The organism is Ruegeria sp. D3, assembly GCF_056534465.1.
Window position 1 is genome coordinate 426,794 of sequence record NZ_JBQFPK010000002.1, and the last position, 16,576, is coordinate 443,369.

The following is a 16,576-nucleotide window of genomic DNA, read 5'->3' on the forward strand; positions in this document are numbered from 1 at the left end:
CGCGGGTCATGACCAGCCGAAGGTTTGAATTTCGTTGGAAAAACTGTTCAGACCGGCAATCAAGTTGCGGTTTTGGATCATCAGACAACGCTTTGTCTTAAGATGGGCTCATTGCTGCCACATCGTACAGGCAAGAACGGCGCGAATATTTTGCGTGCAGTCCGTCTGCACGGGTGATTGAATGTGTCGCATTGGTAACTACGGTCTGAAAACTGGAACTTACCGATTAGCGGCGACCGGGTGTTAAGATATCAAGGGTTCCGACCCAATACGAAGAAGCTAAACCAAAGCGACGTGTTCCAACAGAAGCGAAATATTCGCCACAAAATCGAGCAGGACAGATCGCGTTCGGAGGTTAAATGTTACTGTCTGTAGTCGTTCCATGTATGAACGAAGAGGACTCATTGCCAGCTCTGGTAGAGCGCTTGATCGCAGCAACAGACGCATGGTCTGACGACACCGAGATCCTGTTGGTCGACGATGGTTCGACCGACGACACCTGGGATGGGATTTGTTTGCAAAGCCAGAAGCATCCGCGAGTGCGTGGTCTTAAACTGTCCACGAACAGGGGGCATCAGGTGGCTTTGACAGCCGGGTTGATGGCCGCAACGGGTGAGCGCATCTTTATGTTGGATGCGGATCTGCAGGATCCGCCCGAATTGTTGTCTGACATGATGGCGATGATGGATCGCGGATACGATGTGGTGTACGGCCGCCGCAGCGAGCGCAAAGGAGAAAGCTGGTTCAAAAAGCTGACCGCTCATGGGTTCTATCGCATTCTCAACCGGTTGTCGGATGTCCCGATCCCGAATGACACAGGTGATTTCCGATTGGTCAGCCGCCGGGTGTTGAACGCGGTGCTGGATATGCCCGAACGTGCACGTTTCATCCGCGGGATGTTCGCCTGGGCTGGGTTCCGGCAGATTGGTATCGAATACGTGCGGGATCCGCGTGTGGCTGGTGAAACCAAGTACCCAATGTCCAAGATGATCCGCCTGGCCTTTGATGCATTGTCCAGTTTTTCGATCAAACCGTTGCAGATTGCCACGCGCCTTGCATTCTTAACCCTGATCGTTGCGGCGCTGATGCTGGTTTACGTATTCTGGTCGCTGATCCTGTACAATACCGTTGCTGGTTGGGCCTCAACGGTTTTGGTGATCAGCTTTTTCTCGGGTATCCAATTGCTGACATTGGGAATTATGGGCGAATACCTCGGGCGGCTCTACATCGAAGCCAAAGGGCGCCCCTTGTTTTTCATCGATGAACAAGTCGGCGGCGTGGTTGAGAACACGCCGGAAACAATGAGCAAACAAGCATGAGCGAACGCCGCCGGATAGTCCGCTTTGCGGTCGTGGGAGTAGGTGTGGCCGTCTACTATATCCTGACGTATCTGGGGTTGCTCAGGTTGTTCGGATCGTCTTGGGTTGCCAACTTTCTGGCGTTTGGGTCGGCCATCCTTATCCAGTATGTCGGCCAAACCAGTTGGACCTTTGAAAAGAAGCTGGCCGTTCCGGCTCAGTTTGGCCGATTTTTGTGCATGATCGGCATCGGATTGATCGTGTCTTCGGTTCTGACATCGGTTCTCGGCCCCAGACTGAACATCTCCGAGCTTGCAACGGCTGGGGTGGTGGTCGTCGTTCTACCTGTCATCAATTTCGTGATCCTGCGGCTGTGGGTCTATCGCGAAGAGAATTCAATTTAGAGAGTTGAGATGTCACATATCTATTCCAACGAGTTCTTCGACTATATCGACCGCGGCGCAAGGCAGTCGGCTGTTCGGTTGATTAAGTGCCTGCACGCTTGGGTTAAACCAGAAAGCGTCGTGGATTTCGGATGTGGACGAGGTGTATGGTTGTCCGAATGGGCAGCTGCCGGTTGCCCGGATGTTGCCGGGGTCGATGGTGACTATGTTGACCGGGATCGGTTGGCTATCGCGCCCGAGTCTTTTTTTGCTGAAGACCTGAGCAAGCCCGTTGATCTGGGGCGAAAGTTTGGTTTGGCGCAATCGCTTGAAGTCGGAGAGCACCTTCCCAATGCGGCGTCCGCCCGCCTTGTGCAAAGCCTGACAACCCACAGCGACCTCGTACTTTTTTCGGCGGCAGTGCCCGGGCAGGGAGGGGAGTTCCACGTCAACGAGCAGCCTTTGGCATTCTGGCAGGGCCTGTTTGCCGAGCGTGGTTACACTGCCTATGACTGCTTGCGCCCCGTTCTGTTCAATGACAGCTCGATTGAGCCTTGGTATCGCTACAACAGTGTTCTTTATGCCAGTGAGGCAGGAGCCGAAACTCTGCCGACAGAGGTTTTGAACACTAAAGTCGCGGCAGGTGCTCTGAAAGAGGTTGGCAGCTTCGGATGGAACCTGCGCAAGATGATCGTTCGCCAATTGCCGCAAAAAACCGTTACCTCGATCGCGCAGGCTCGCGCCTCGGTCATCGCTCGCGCTCACCGGAGTAAATGATGAGTACACAGTCTTTGGGACGCGATGTCATCCGGTTTTCGTTGCTGGGACTGGGGGCGCTTGTTCTGGTTTACGCGCCTTTACTGTTCGATCCGCTGGTGCGGCATGATGACTTCCCGGCTTTGCTGGGAACCAAAGAAATGGCGTATATAAAAGCGCTGGATGAAGGGCGCTGGTTGAATTACTGGTGGCAGTTTCGCCCGTATTTTTGGCCTGCACCAGTCAGTTTTGTACTCTACCTGATCGCCAGTGCCGTTTTTGCGGCATCGACAGCCTTGATCGTTTTTGGTCGGGATGCTCCGGGTTGGTACCGCGGCTACTTTACCTTGTTCGTGGTGCTATCGATCCCGACATTTTTGATCAGCTTTTGGTTCAACACGTTGTTGCCCGGGGCATGGGTTATTGCGCTTTTTGCGCTTGCGGTCGTGTTTTTGCCCCATCGGATCGCGCTGGCCTTGATGCTGATCGCAGTGCCGCTGTCCTTCATGGCCTATACGACCTATCCGTTTCTGTTGCTGACGCTGCTGTTATTGTCGCACAAAGCGCCACAGACTTACAAAAGCATGGTCACCACACTGCTTGTCTTCTTTGTCAGTCTCGTCCTGGCGGTCGTGTCGGTTTACTCGCTCAATTATCTCTACCACGGGGTTTTCGGTATCCCCATAGCCGAGTGGCGGGCCCCGACAGAAGCCAAAACGCTGGATGACCTGATAGTAAATCTGGGCAAGCTAAAAAGGTTTCTAATGATGACCGTCCGCCAATTCGGGGGTGGGACTGCAGGAACCGGAGCTGTGCTGTTGCTGTTTTTTGTTGGGGCATGGGTTTGCTTGTTTCGTTGGCAACGGTTCACTGCGATAGCCGTTTTGGCAGCAGCGCTGGCCGGTGTTGCACCTTTGTTCGCCAAGTCACTGATGTCTGGCGTGTTAGTGCCTGTGCGCGCCTATGGCTGGATTTGGATCCTCATCGGATTTACCTTTACCACAGCAACCTTGCACATGGCCAAAACACCAGGCAGGTGGGCGAGTGTCGCGCGGATTACAATAATGTATGTGCTGTTGATCAAGTTGATCCTATTTGGACGCGCGACTTACCTTCAAATTCCGGAATGGCAAAAAACCACCCGCGATTTGGCAGCGTCCATTCCTGAAGGCACGAGCGCGATCCATATTTATGGAGAATTTCTTGGCTTGAACGGCGCGCGTTCGGCTGGAATCCAGTTTTCGCGTGGGCTGCAGCTGCGCCTGGCTTATCTAACTGGGGCCGAGGTTTTTATCTGTCATAAACAACCTGAAGATTGCGAAAAGGAAACGCCTCCTTTCGACCCTATGGATTGGACACATGTTCCGGTAGTTGAAAGCCGGGGCGAGGTCAGCTTTCTTCTGTTGCCTCCGCCTCCGGTCGGGCCGTAACAGGACGGTATGAACTAACTACGCCCTGTCTTTCCCGACGGGGCGTTTTTCATTTGGTTTGGGCAAAAGTCATTTGTAACAATTCTAAGAAGGTTTTATTAAGCCAATTCCGGTTTGACACTTTATTCCGAATGACGCGACCGTCGTCTTCTATCATAGGGCAACACTAAATGATTGATCTCAGTGGGCGTAAGCCTTTGCGAGAAAGTCGCAACTACCTGATTTTCGAACACCCTGATCACGAAGACGCGCTGCTAAAGGTCAGAGCGGACATTCCTGTCAGAAATCACGCTGTCCAGCGCTATGCCGAAAGACGATACGGCAATTTACGCCAATGGAACCGCGAGGCTAACGAATACCTCGCCGCGCTGCACAGGGGGTGTCCAGAAATTGAGCGCCTTGCGCTGTTTATGGGTTACGCACCAACCTCATTAGGGCCAGCCATGGCCGTAGAAAAACTGACAGGTCCCGATGGCGGGCTGGCGCCGACGGTTTACAGTGAGTGGCTGTTGGTCAAAGACGATCCCGTTGGTCTGAAGCGTTTGCACGATGATTTCGCCGAGCTAATGGACGATCTGGAACGTGGACGGATCATCGTCGGAGACATGAGCCATGAAAACGTAGTGCGCGCTCAAGAGCGTGGCGGAAAGTTGACTGTCATCGACGGCGTCGGTGAGAGGGTTCTGCTTCCGCTGGCTCTGGTCAGTGATTTAGCTTTTCGCAAGTCGATACAACGTCGACGTGAGAGGATGCTTGGTATGCTGCGCCCGTAATTCGTCAGGGTTGTTTCCGTTCGTGAAGAATCTGTTCACGGATGCGGACTTTCGGCCAGGATAATCCAATGTGCAGAGATGACAGAATCGAGATTGGATTTCTGCTGTTTGATGGCTTTCCGATGGCTTGCCTGACTTCGGTTATCGAACCTTTGCGTGCCGCCAACGAGATCGCAGGGCAGGAGACCTTTTGTTGGACGTTACTGTCCGAGCGCGGACAAAAGGTACGTTCTAGCGCCGAGGTGGGATTTGACGCAATGCGTGGCTTGCTGGATCACGGTGAAGTCGACATTCTGTTCCTTCTTAGTAGCCCGACCTCGCGGTTTGAAAACGCTAGCGCGGGCAATGCCGCTCTGCGCAGTCTTGGGCGACACGGAACAATTCTGGGTGGGATCAGCGGTGGTGTGTTCCCGCTTGTTCGCTCGGGCACGATGCAAGGGCAACCGGTCTCGGTTCATTGGTGCTATGAAGCGGCGTTCGAGGCCGAGTTTCCCGATTTTGATGCCCGGAGTGAAGTCATCGTCAGAACCGCAACACGCTACACAGCCGCCGGGGCCGCAGCAGGGTTTGATCTGGCATTGCATCTGATTCAGGATCGTCTTGGAGCGGAAATAGCGCATGAGGTTGCGTGTTGGTTTCAGCACCCCATGATGCGTGGAGCCGGGGTGCGCCAACAGGTGCCCAGTGCCACACAACCGGAAACGGGCGACAGTATTCCGCCGCTTGTCGCGCGTTGCGTTGCGCTGTTTGGGCAGGATATGAGCGAACCAGTCTCGATCGCCGACGTCGCGCGGCAAATAGGCGTCACGCCGCGCCAAATTGAACGTGCCTTCAAACGGGCAACTGGCAAAAGCCCCAGTCACTACTACAGGGCCATGCGTATGAAGGCCGCGCGGCAGATGGTGATGTATACAGCGGATCCGATCCCCGAGATCGCTGCATCGGTCGGCTATAGTTCCGCCGCGCCTTTGGTGACACATTACCGGGCTGCATTCGGACTCAGCCCGGCCGAGGATCGCCGCCGGATCAACCGGTTCCGGGTCGAGGGCAACGCGCCACTGCCATCAGTTTAGTAGACCGATCGCATCGAGGTCAGCGCAGCGTGATGTAGCGACCCGGCCGAGGATCGTGGGCCGTATATGCTGTAATGATCTGCATCGCGGCACAAAAGGTAACACCCGACATGGTGGATCGAACAGCGTGCTGTGGTGCCGGGGGGTAGGCGGCGCAGGTCCAGTTGGCTTAGCAATTCCAACACTGACGGAATGCCATCGCCGCGCAGGTCGAACCGTATCCAGGCGTCGGTCTGTTCGGTGACGGACGCCGTATTCCCTACGCCTGCTTTAACCTGATCCGCAAGGTCGTGGTGGCCTTTATATGGGGCCTCAATCATCCATTGATCGGGGCCGGACCAAAAAGCGGTTGTCTCGCCACCTGCTATGCGCTGGATGTCGGGTGCAGGCGCGCCGATCACGTTGGCCAGCGCCTCACGTGCCTTGGCTTCCTGTCCCAACCGGGCCGCGACCGAGGCCAGCGCCACGTCGGGCACCTCGGCACATGTGACCGGCCCGACCGTATCTACGCGCGGCGCGGCCCCGCCGAGGGCGGTTATTGCTACAAGATCATGCACGCAGACGTTCTCCTTCGGGATCAATAAAATGGGCCGAGACAATTTCGACCTCGACCGTTAGGTCGGTCAGTGGCGACACAAGGCGCATCTTCTCTCCCATCCGCGCATCGCCGCGTTTCAGCAGGCCCAGCCCGATATTGCTGTTCAGATTGGGCGAATAGGCCGCCGAGGTCACATAGCCCTGATCATGCGCGGCATCGACCGGGCCATCCGTGTTCATCAAGTGGCCGCCAGCTGTGATCTTTTCCTCGGGGTTGACCGGTTTCAGCCCGACCAGTTTAAGCACATCGTGAGCGATCAGGGCCTCGCGTTCGCATAGAACCGATCCAATGCTGTCTTTCTTCTTTGATACCATCTTGCCCAGACCAAGATTCAGCGCCGTGGTGGTGCCGTTCAACTCATTGCCGACCGGGTGGCCCTTTTCGATGCGCATCACGCTCAGCGCTTCGGTGCCATAGGGGGTGACGTCGAACTCTTTGCCTTCGGTCATCAGCCGCCGCATCAGTGCATCGCCATAGCGCGACGGGACGGCGATCTCGAACGCCAATTCGCCCGAGAACGAGATACGAAACAGCCGCGCCCGTAGTCCACCGCAGACGGTGATCTTGCCGCAGGCCATGAAGGGGAAAGCCTCGTTCGAAATATCAAATTCGGGGTCCACGATCTTTTGCAGAAGCTTGCGGGAATTCGGCCCCGCCACCGCGTATTGCGCCCAACCATCGGTGGTCGAAATCAGCTGCACATCCATGTCCGGGAACAGGCACTGGCGCACAAATTCCATGTGGCGATAGACACTTACAGCATTCGCCGTGGTGGTGGTGACGACGAAATGATCCTCGGCCAGCCGCGCGGCGGTGCCGTCATCCATGACCATTCCATCCTCGCGCAGCATCAGCCCATAGCGGGTTTTGCCCACCGCCAGCTTGGCAAAGCCGTTGGCGTAGACGCGGTTGAGGAACTCGGCTGCATCCGTGCCCTGCACGTCGATCTTGCCCAGGGTGGTGCAATCGCACACCCCGACCGAGGCGCGGGTTTGGCGTACCTCGCGGTCGACGGACTCGCGCCAATGAGTCTCACCGGGCAGGGGGAACCACTGTGCGCGCAGCCAGTTCCCGGCCTCGACAAACACTGCGCCGCGTTCCTTGGCCCAATGGTGTGACGGAGTCAGGCGGATCGGGTGAAACTCTTTGCCCGTCATTCGACCGGCGAACGCGCCGATGGGCACGGGTGTGTAGGGTGGGCGGAAAATGGTGGTGCCGGTTTCGGGGATCGATTTGCCCGCAACCTCGGCCATGATTGCAAGACCCGTGATGTTCGAGGTCTTGCCCTGATCGGTCGCCATGCCCAGCGTGGTATAGCGTTTCAGATGTTCGACCGAGCGGAAGCCTTCCTGATAGCTGAGCTTCACATCCTTGACGGTCACGTCGTTCTGCTGATCGACCCAGGCGCGTTTGCATCCCTGCACATACCAGAACGGCTTTTGTGCAATGGGCGCGTCCTCGGCTTCTGGCAGGTCGGGCAGAGTGGTCAGGTCCAGCGCGGCAGCGGCCGCTTCGGCTCCCGAGCGCAGTGCGCCATGGGTTGACATGACGCCACTGGCAGAACCCGCGACGGACATGCCAACCGGTAGGTTTTCTCCCGGAACGAAAGCAGCAAGGGCTTCGTTCCAAACAGGGCGTCCGCGTTGGTGGCAGGTCAGGTGGACATTCGGGTTCCAGCCGCCCGACACGCCCAGCGCGCCACAGTCCAGTGTCCGGGTCGAACCATCGGGCAATGCGACCTCGACAAAGCTCAGGCCCAGACGGCCCTTGGTGTTTATGACCTGCGCGCCTTTCAGCACCTCATAGTCATAGCTGAACGGGGCATCGTTGCGCACATCTACCACGGCCGCGATTTTAACGCCCTTGGCGTGCAGGTCCGCGGCCGTGCGGTGGCCGTCATCATTGTTGGTAAAGATCGCAACCCGAGGCGAAGCTGTCACCGCAAAGCGATTGGCATAAGTTCTCAGCGCGCTGGCCGTCATGATGCCGGGTCGGTCATTATTTTCAAACGCAATCGGCCGCTCGGTCGCCCCGGCACAAAGCAGCGCCTTTTGGCTATAGATCCGCCACAGGATCTGGCGCGGTTTGCCAGCGGGCAGCGAGGGCAAGTGATCGCCCGTCCGCTCGACGGCCCCGTATATGCCGTGGTCGAAAGCTCCGATCACCGTGGTGCGCGGCATCAGTCGAACGTTCGGCATTGCCGACAGTTCGGCCACAGCCTGTGCAGCCCAATCGGGCGCGCTGTGGTCGCCGACCGAGAAGGTCTCGCTGTTCAGACGTCCGCCCAGCGTGAAATCCTCGTCTGCCAGTATGACATCTGCGCCCGCACGCCCGGCGGTCAGCGCTGCCATCAGACCCGCAGGCCCGGCACCGATGATCAGCAGATCGCAGTGACGAAACCCTTTGTCGTATTCATCCGGGTCGGCCTGCATCGACAGTGAGCCAAGGCCAGCAGCGCGGCGTATGATCGGCTCGTACAGCTTCTCCCAAAACTCGGCGGGCCACATAAAGGTTTTGTAGTAGAACCCCGCCGACAGGAAGTTGGAAAACAAGTCATTCACCGCCAGCGCGTCGAATCGCAGACTTGGCCAGCGGTTTTGCGAGTTTGCGATCAACCCGTCGAACATCTCGATCGTCGTGGCGCGGGTGTTGGGTTCCTTGCGGGCGCCTGCGCGCAGTTCCACCATGCCGTTGGGTTCCTCGGATCCCGCCGTCAGCAGCCCGCGTGGGCGGTGGTATTTGAACGACCGCCCGATCAGTCGCACATTATTGGCCAGCAGCGCAGAAGCCAGAGTATCGCCGGGATGCGCCGTATAGCTGCGTCCGTCGAAGTAGAAGTTCAGGGTCGTATCGCGGTCGATCTGCCCGCCGGTCAGCCGGTTCACTTGTGTCATTTCGAACGCCCCCGCGCGCGGGCCACATCGCGGGCCAGTTCAACCTTGGAAATCTCGTGGGTCAGAGTGTTGCGGGTGACAACCAGCCAGGACCGATCCCCGGCTTCATGGTACCACAGCTCACGGTGCTCACCGGCAGGGTTATCACGCAGATAGGCATAGTCATAGAACGCCTCGGCGGCATTCTCGGCCGTCCCGTCGGGCCGGTCGATCAGAGATGCATCGCCCAGATAGGTGAACTCTGAGGCATCGCGAGGCCCAAGAAGAGGGTGGTTGATGATCATATCCGTGGTCCCCTCTAGTGCAGGTTGGGCTGGTTGCCCGCGCCTTTTTCGTCGATCATCCGGCCAGTACGGAACCGGTCCAGACGATAGGCGGTGGCAACGGGGTGTGGTTCGTCTTTTGCCAGCAGATGCGCAAAGCAATAGCCCGAGGCAGGCGTGGCCTTGAACCCGCCATAGCACCAGCCGCCATTGAAATAGAGCCCCTGAACCGGGGTGCGGTCGATGATGGGTGAGCCGTCCATCGACATGTCCATTACACCGCCCCACATCCGCAGCAACCGCGCGCGGCCGATCATGGGCATCAGGGCCATGCCGCCCTCGCACACATCCTCGACTACGGGCAGGTTGCCGCGTTGGGCATAGGTGTTATAGCCGTCTATATCGCCGCCAAAGACCAGACCGCCTTTGTCGGATTGGCTGACATAGAAATGTCCCGCACCAAAGGTGATGACGCTGGGCAGAACGGGCTTCAGCCCCTCGGACACAAACGCCTGCAACACATGGCTTTCAATGGGCAGCCGCATCCCGGCCATGCCCATCACGCGGCCCGAGTTTCCAGCGACCGCACAGCCCACTTTGCTGGCCCCGATAAAGCCTTTTGAGGTTTCGACGCCCAAGCAGGTGCCATTTTCAATCCGCAGGGCCGTGACCTCGCAATTCTGGATAATGTCCACCCCGTGCAAATCCGCCGACCGCGCATAGCCCCAGGCGACCGCGTCGTGGCGGGCCGTGCCCGCGCGGCGCTGGACTAGACCGCCTTTGATGGGAAACCGGGCGTCATCAAAATTCAGATAGGGATGCTCGGCCCGGACCTGATCGGCGTCCAGCAGTTCCGCATCCGCACCGTTCAGGATCATCGCATTGCCGCGTCTGATATACGAATCGCGCTGGCCGTCGGTATGGAACAGGTTGATGATCCCGCGCTGGCTCATCATGGCGTTATAGTTGACGTCCTGCTCCAGCCCCTCCCACAGTTTCAGCGAAAACTCGTAGAACGGCTCATTCCCGTCCAGCATATAGTTCGAGCGCACAATCGTCGTGTTCCGCCCCACATTGCCGCCCCCAATCCAGCCTTTCTCGACCACGGCTACATTGCGCTGACCGTAGACTTTGGACAGATAGTGGGCCGTGGCTAGCCCGTGACCGCCGCCGCCAATAATGATGACGTCGTAATGGGGTTTGGGCTCAGGCTCGCGCCAGACCGGTTTCCAGCCCTTGTGGCCGGTCAGTGCCTCTTTGATGACTCGAAAGCCGGAATATCGCATGAATCGGACCTTTTTTGCCAGAATTCACTATTTTGGCGCGGTTTGATATCCTCGGATGCGACATAGACATGTCTGAATCAGACCCTTAGCAAGTCGTAAAACCACGCGGTGAAGGCGTCTATCTCGGCTGACCGGCGTTGGACGGCCAGAAAATACCCTTCGGTCGCGGGGGCAGTATGGTCTGAGGCCCGCACCACTTGACCAGAACCCAGCGCGTGGGTGGCGATCAGTTGGTTGACCAAAGCGACCCCGTTGCCGGACGCCGCCATCTGCAGCGCCAGACCATAGGAATCCACGAAATAAGTCGGGGTGCCCATGGTTTGGCCTGTTGTCTCGGCCCAAGTGACCCAGCTGTCGGAAGTGCCGACAGATTCGATCAGCGGTAGGTCATCACCTGCCAGAGCTGGGGATTTCACCGGCACAAGCCGATTGGGCTGCAGCGCCACCGCGTCCTTGCCCACCTGTTTCGCCGACCCAAAGCGGATTTCCACATCAGCACGCGCGGCGGCGTATTCGTCGGGCCAGATCGTGCTGACAAATCGAACCGAGGTCTCCGGGTGTTGCGCCTGAAACGCGGGTAGAGCGGGGGCGATCACCCATTCGATGATACTGATCGAAGCCGCAACGGTGATGTGGCGCGCCTTCTCCTCGGTCAGATAGGGAGAGGCTGCGGTTTCCAGCATCTCAAGCGCGGCCTCGACCTGCGGCAGTAATTTGCGCCCTTCATCCGTCAGGGACAGCCCCCGCGCGTGGCGGTGAAACAGAACCACGCCCAGCCGCGTTTCCAGCGCTCGGATCTGCTGGCTGACGGCGGATTGGGTCAACCCGATCTCATCGGCAGCGGCGGTGGAGCTTAGCCGTCGGGCGGCGGCCTCGAAGGATCTGAACCATGTCAGCGGGGGCAGAGTTTTGGCCATCGGTAACCTACCTAGTAGTGATGGTAATACCTAAGGCTGAACTTCTTTCATTTGTCAAAACATGACTCTGCCGTGGATATTCCGTGAAACACGCAGGAGGACACCGTGCAGCCAGAAATCCGCAAAATTGTGACGTACGACGAAGAGGTTCTGATCGAAGGTTTCCGCCCGGCGGAGCGCCCGTGGCGGATGTTCGCCGTGGCAGCTGTGATCAAGAACCCTTGGGCCGGACGGTATGTTGAAGACCTGCGCCCCGAAATTCTGGCCTATGGTCCGGTGCTGGGCGAGGTGATGACCGAGCGGATGGTGGCGCTGGCCGGTAGCGGTGAGGCGATCGAAGCCTATGGCAAGGCGGCCGTGGTGGGTTTGGATGGTGAGGTTGAACATGCCTCGGGCCTGATCCACACGCTGCATTTCGGCAATTTCTACCGGCAGGCGGTGGGGGCCAAATCCTACCTGTCCTTCACCAACACGCGCGGCCCGGCGAATACGCCGATCATGGTGCCGATGATGGACAAGAACGATTCGGGCCGCCGGTCGCATTACTTGACGCTACAATTCTCCGTCCCTGATGCGCCTCGCGCAGATGAGGTCGTGGTGGTGCTGGGCGGGGCGACGACGGGGCGGCCACATCATCGCATCGGAGACCGCTACCAAGACCTGAAGGATCTGGGACATGACGTGGACAACCCGGCCTCGGTCTGAGATCGGCGGCCTCGCCGCGATTGACGCGGGTGAGGGGCCGCTGGTCATCCTGTTGCACGGTGTTGGCCTGCGGGCCGAGGCGTGGGGCGCGCAGATTGACGCTCTGGTCGCGGCTGGGTTCCGGGTGCTGTGCCCGGACATGCCGGGGCACGGGGACTCAGCGTTTAACCCGGTGGAGGGACTAGAGAGCTATGCCGTACCCGTGGCGGCGCTGATCGACCAACCGGCCGTTTTGATCGGGCATTCGATGGGCGCACTGATCGCAATCCGGATTGCTGCAGAGGGCGGAAACGTCAAAGGCGTGGCCGCGCTGAACGCGATTTTCCAGCGGCCGGATGAGGCCCGTACGGCGGTTCTGGCACGGGCTCAGGCGCTGGATGCCGAGCGGGCCAATGACCCCTCGACCACGTTGCAGCGCTGGTTCGATGACAGGGCATCCCCCGAGCGGGACGCCTGCGATAGCTGGCTGCAAAAGGTCGATCCACGCGCCTACAAGGCCGCCTATACCGTCTTCGCCGAAAGCAACGGCCCGACTGCCGAGCAGTTGGCTGCGATCTCCTGTCCAGCACTGTTTCTGACGGGCGAGGATGAGCCGAACTCGACCCCGCGCATGTCGCGAGACATGGCCGCGCTTGCCCCGAACGGGCGGGCCGAGATCATCCCGAACGCGGCTCACATGATGCCGATGACACATTCCCAACAGGTCAACGCGACTCTGTTGTCGTTTGTTAAGGAGTGCCATTCATGACGCTTGATCCCCGCGCGCTGCGCGACGCTTTCGGCAGTTTCATGACCGGTGTGACCGTGGTGACGACCCGCGATGCATCAGGCAACCCAGTCGGGTTCACGGCCAATTCGTTCTCGTCCGTCTCGCTGGATCCGCCTTTGTTGCTGGTCTGTCCGGGCAAGTTTCTATCCAGCTATGAGGTGTTTGCGGGCTGCAGCCACTTTGCCGTCAACATTCTGGCCGAGGGGCAGCAGGACGCCTCGAACACGTTCGCAAGCTATAAGGGCGACCGTTTCGCCAAAGTGGCCCACAGCACAGGGGCCCATGATCTGCCGCTGATCGACGGTGCGCTGGCGCAGTTCTGTTGCTCGACTCATCAGACGATCCCGGCGGGTGACCATACGGTGCTGATCGGGCAGGTCACGGATTTCTCGCATGCCGGGGGCCGGGGGCTCGGTTATGTCGGCGGCTCGTATTTCAGCCTAGGGCTGGAACAGGAGATGGACAGCGATCAGCCCACTATCTGCGGCGCGATCATCCGGGCCGGTGACGCGGTTTTGATGGAGCGGAAGGGGACCACCCACAGTCCCTTCCACATCGCCGGTGCCGAGCCCGGCGGGCAGCGTCTGCGGCTGGCGCAGGGTCTGGCGGACCGGGGGATCAAGGCGCGGCTAGAGCAGGTCTATTCCTCGTTCAACGACGCGACGACCAAGCTGCATTACACGTTCTTTCTGGCCTCATCCGCCGGGGCAGCGGCCCCCGATGGGACCGAATGGATCGCCATCGAACACCTGCCCAACCTGACCTATGCCACCCCGTCGGTGGGCAAAATGATGACACGCTTTGCGCTGGAAGCGCGCGAAGGGGATTTTTCGCTCTACCTTGGCGATGCCGACCGGGGTGAGCTGCACAGTTTCGACAAAGGAGCCGGTTGATGGAGTTTTCTCTCTTTGCCCATATGGAACGTCTGACACCCGATCAGCCCCATGACGTGTTGCATGATGAGTTCGTGAGCCTCGTGAAAATGGCCGATGATGGCGGCATGCGCGCGGTCTGGACGGGTGAACATCACGGGATGGAATTTACCATCGCGCCGAATCCGTTCCTGTCTCTGGTCGATCTGGCGCATCACACCAAGAATGTGCGCTTGGGCACTGGTACGGTGATCGCGCCCTTCTGGCATCCGATCAAGCTGGCGGGTGAGGCCGCGGCGGCGGACCAGATGACCAAGGGCCGGATCGAGCTGGGGATCGCGCGCGGGGCCTATTCCTATGAATACGAGCGACTGATGCCCGGCATGGATGCGTGGGAGGCCGGGCAGCGCATGCGCGAATGCACCCCTCTGGTGCCGCAAATCTGGCGCGGGGATTACGCGCATGAGGGCGAGTTCTATTCGTTCCCGGCGGCCACCTCGGCCCCGAAACCGTATCAGGAAAATGGCCCCCCTATCTGGATCGCCGCGCGCGATCCCAACAGCCACGAATTCGGTGTTCACAACGGGTTCAACATTCAGGTCACACCGCTGTGGCAGGGCATGGAAGAGATCGAAACGCTGATGGGCCGTTTCAATGCCGCCTGCGAAAGCTATTCCGGCCCACGCCCCAAGATCATGCTGTTGCATCACACCTATGTAGGTGCGGATGAAGATGACGTGGCGCAGGGTGTGCAGGAATTGCGCCGTTATTACAACTACTTCGGCGCATGGTTCCTGAACAAGCGGCCCGTCCAGCAAGGGTTGATCGAACCGATCTCGGATCAGGAGATGGACGCCAACCCGATGTATACGACCGAGAAACTAGGCCAGGACCTGACCGTTGGCACAACGCAGCAGGTGATCGACAGGATCAAACGGTACGAGGATTTGGGATATGATGAGTTCTCGTTCTGGGTCGATAGCGGCATGACCAATGACCGCAAGCGCGCCTCGTTGGCGCGGTTCATCGACGAAGTCATGCCAGCCTTTAAGTGAGGAACACCATGGGAAACCTTCCACATTTTCAGCTTTTCATTGACGGCGCATGGTCCGAGGGCGCGGATGCGCAAGTCATGACCTCGGAAAACCCGGCCACCGGGCAGGGCTGGGCCACGTTCGCCTGCGCCGCGCCCGATGACGTGAATCGCGCTGTGGCCGCAGCCAAGCGCGTGTTGGACGACCCCGCATGGCGCGACATGACGGCGACAGCGCGCGGTAAGTTGCTGTACCGGTTGGCCGATCTGGTGGCGGAGCACGCGCAGAAGTTGGGCGAGCTGGAGACCACCGACAGCGGCAAGCTGCTGGCGGAAACGGCGATGCAGACGGGCTATGTGGCTGACTATTATCGCTATTTCGCGGGGCTTGCCGACAAGGTCGAGGGCACAGTACTGCCCATCGACAAGCCCGACATGCATGTCTTTACCACGCGCGAGCCAATTGGTGTTGTTGCCGCTATCGTGCCATGGAACGCGCAGATGTTCCTGACGGCCACCAAGCTGGGTCCGGCGCTTGCGGCGGGGTGCTCGGTGGTTCTGAAAGCCTCGGAAATCGCCCCCGCGCCGATGTTGGAATTCGCGCGGCTGATCGAATTGGCCGGGTTCCCGCCCGGCGTCGTTTCGGTCATCACCGGTGATGCCCAGAACTGCGCCATCCCGCTGACTCGCCACGCGGATGTGGACCGCATTGCCTTTACCGGAGGGCCCGAGACTGCACGCCACGTGGTGCGAAACTCGGCCGAGAATTTCGCGGTGACCTCGCTGGAGCTGGGCGGGAAATCTCCGATCCTTGTGTTTGACGACGCCGATCTGGACGGGGCTGCAAACGGGCTGATCGCCGGGAATTTCGGGGCCTCGGGTCAAAGCTGTGTGGCGGGGACGCGGGGATTGGTGCATCGTTCGATCCTTGAGCCGCTGATAGAAAAGATTTCACAGAAGGCCAGCGCCATTCGGCTGGGCGATCCGCTGCAGCCCGACACCCATGTCGGCCCGCTGTGCACCGCCGCGCAGGTCAGCAAGATTGAGGCGACACTGGCCACAGCCCAGGGGCAGGGGGCCAATATACGCTTTGGCGGCGCGCCCGCAGATCGACCGGGCAACTATATGACGCCCACGCTGGTCGAATGTGCAGTGCCTGAGACCGAGACGCTGAAGGTCGAGATGTTCGGTCCGGTCATGTCTCTGCTGCCGTTCGAGACCGAAGAAGAGGCCATCGCGCTTGCCAATTCCACGCCTTACGGTCTGGGTTCCGGCGTCTTCACGCAGAACCTTGCGCGGGCGCATCGGGTGTCGAAACGCATCCGCGCGGGGATTTGCTGGGTGAATACCTATCGTGCGATTTCCCCGATTGCCCCGTTTGGCGGGTTCAATCAGTCAGGTTACGGGCGCGAGGCCGGGGTTGAAGCGATCCTGGAGTACACCCGCACCAAAACCACGTGGATCAGCACCGCGCAAGAGCCGATGGCGAACCCGTTTGTGATGCGCTAAACCTGTGGAAACACAGG

16 protein-coding genes are annotated in these 16,576 nt (G+C 59.1%); 11 read left to right on the plus strand and 5 right to left on the minus strand.

Features of this window, described 5'->3' with window-relative positions; all coding sequences use genetic code 11:
- Positions 1 to 359: 359 nt before the first annotated feature.
- The 6 genes from ACR0DX_RS04480 (at position 360) to ACR0DX_RS04505 (ending at position 5,713) form a co-directional block, all read left to right on the plus strand.
- A complete protein-coding gene (locus tag ACR0DX_RS04480; RefSeq protein WP_170353032.1) occupies positions 360 to 1,319 on the plus strand; it encodes a glycosyltransferase family 2 protein in 960 nt (319 codons plus the stop codon).
- Positions 1,316 to 1,702, plus strand: coding sequence for a GtrA family protein (locus tag ACR0DX_RS04485; protein WP_170353034.1), 387 nt, complete (start codon positions 1,316 to 1,318; stop codon positions 1,700 to 1,702). Before ACR0DX_RS04480 ends, ACR0DX_RS04485 begins: the two co-directional genes overlap by 4 nt.
- A 9-nt stretch (positions 1,703 to 1,711) precedes the next feature.
- Positions 1,712 to 2,458 carry a methyltransferase domain-containing protein gene (locus ACR0DX_RS04490; RefSeq protein WP_170353036.1) on the plus strand — a complete coding sequence of 249 codons (747 nt, stop codon included), beginning with the start codon at positions 1,712 to 1,714 and terminating at the stop codon, positions 2,456 to 2,458.
- On the plus strand, positions 2,458 to 3,867 hold the full coding sequence (locus tag ACR0DX_RS04495; protein WP_480845295.1) for a hypothetical protein: 1,410 nt from the start codon (positions 2,458 to 2,460) through the stop codon (positions 3,865 to 3,867). The genes ACR0DX_RS04490 and ACR0DX_RS04495 overlap by 1 nt, the downstream gene beginning before the upstream one ends.
- 170 nt (positions 3,868 to 4,037) lie before the next feature.
- Positions 4,038 to 4,640: a YrbL family protein gene (locus tag ACR0DX_RS04500; protein WP_170353040.1), complete on the plus strand. Its 603-nt coding sequence runs from the start codon at positions 4,038 to 4,040 to the stop codon at positions 4,638 to 4,640.
- A gap of 68 nt (positions 4,641 to 4,708) precedes the next feature.
- Positions 4,709 to 5,713 (plus strand): helix-turn-helix domain-containing protein, encoded by a 1,005-nt coding sequence (locus ACR0DX_RS04505; protein ID WP_170353042.1) that lies wholly within the window; start codon positions 4,709 to 4,711, stop codon positions 5,711 to 5,713.
- Here ACR0DX_RS04505 and ACR0DX_RS04510 read toward each other — a convergent pair.
- The 5 genes from ACR0DX_RS04510 to ACR0DX_RS04530 all read right to left on the minus strand — a co-directional run bounded on the left by ACR0DX_RS04510 (position 5,710) and on the right by ACR0DX_RS04530 (position 11,671).
- Positions 5,710 to 6,270, minus strand: a complete 561-nt coding sequence (locus tag ACR0DX_RS04510; protein WP_170353043.1) for an aminomethyltransferase family protein — start codon at positions 6,268 to 6,270, stop codon at positions 5,710 to 5,712. The two genes, ACR0DX_RS04505 and ACR0DX_RS04510, sit on opposite strands and share 4 nt — an antisense overlap.
- Entirely contained in the window at positions 6,263 to 9,205 is a 2,943-nt protein-coding gene (locus ACR0DX_RS04515; RefSeq protein WP_170353045.1) for a sarcosine oxidase subunit alpha family protein, read from the minus strand. The genes ACR0DX_RS04510 and ACR0DX_RS04515 overlap by 8 nt, the downstream gene beginning before the upstream one ends.
- Positions 9,202 to 9,489, minus strand: coding sequence for a sarcosine oxidase subunit delta (locus ACR0DX_RS04520; RefSeq protein ID WP_170353047.1), 288 nt, complete (start codon positions 9,487 to 9,489; stop codon positions 9,202 to 9,204). The genes ACR0DX_RS04515 and ACR0DX_RS04520 overlap by 4 nt, the downstream gene beginning before the upstream one ends.
- A gap of 14 nt (positions 9,490 to 9,503) precedes the next feature.
- Positions 9,504 to 10,754 (minus strand): sarcosine oxidase subunit beta family protein, encoded by a 1,251-nt coding sequence (locus ACR0DX_RS04525; RefSeq protein WP_170353050.1) that lies wholly within the window; start codon positions 10,752 to 10,754, stop codon positions 9,504 to 9,506.
- 77 nt (positions 10,755 to 10,831) lie between these two features.
- Positions 10,832 to 11,671 (minus strand): LysR family transcriptional regulator, encoded by an 840-nt coding sequence (locus ACR0DX_RS04530; RefSeq protein WP_170353052.1) that lies wholly within the window; start codon positions 11,669 to 11,671, stop codon positions 10,832 to 10,834.
- 105 nt (positions 11,672 to 11,776) lie between these two features.
- On the opposite strand from ACR0DX_RS04530, the gene ACR0DX_RS04535 reads away from it, so the two are divergent.
- Genes ACR0DX_RS04535 through ACR0DX_RS04555 form a run of 5 tightly spaced genes read left to right on the plus strand, consistent with a single transcriptional unit; the run spans position 11,777 to position 16,559 of the window.
- A complete protein-coding gene (locus ACR0DX_RS04535) occupies positions 11,777 to 12,376 on the plus strand; it encodes an amino acid synthesis family protein (RefSeq protein WP_170353054.1) in 600 nt (199 codons plus the stop codon).
- A complete protein-coding gene (locus ACR0DX_RS04540) occupies positions 12,348 to 13,124 on the plus strand; it encodes an alpha/beta fold hydrolase (RefSeq protein WP_480845300.1) in 777 nt (258 codons plus the stop codon). Before ACR0DX_RS04535 ends, ACR0DX_RS04540 begins: the two co-directional genes overlap by 29 nt.
- Complete coding sequence (locus tag ACR0DX_RS04545; RefSeq protein ID WP_170353058.1) at positions 13,121 to 14,038, plus strand: flavin reductase family protein; 918 nt, start codon at positions 13,121 to 13,123, stop codon at positions 14,036 to 14,038. The genes ACR0DX_RS04540 and ACR0DX_RS04545 overlap by 4 nt, the downstream gene beginning before the upstream one ends.
- Positions 14,038 to 15,072, plus strand: coding sequence for an LLM class flavin-dependent oxidoreductase (locus tag ACR0DX_RS04550; protein ID WP_480845302.1), 1,035 nt, complete (start codon positions 14,038 to 14,040; stop codon positions 15,070 to 15,072). Before ACR0DX_RS04545 ends, ACR0DX_RS04550 begins: the two co-directional genes overlap by 1 nt.
- Before the next feature lie 8 nt (positions 15,073 to 15,080).
- Positions 15,081 to 16,559: an aldehyde dehydrogenase gene (locus ACR0DX_RS04555; protein WP_170353062.1), complete on the plus strand. Its 1,479-nt coding sequence runs from the start codon at positions 15,081 to 15,083 to the stop codon at positions 16,557 to 16,559.
- The last annotated feature ends 17 nt before the right edge of the window (positions 16,560 to 16,576 follow it).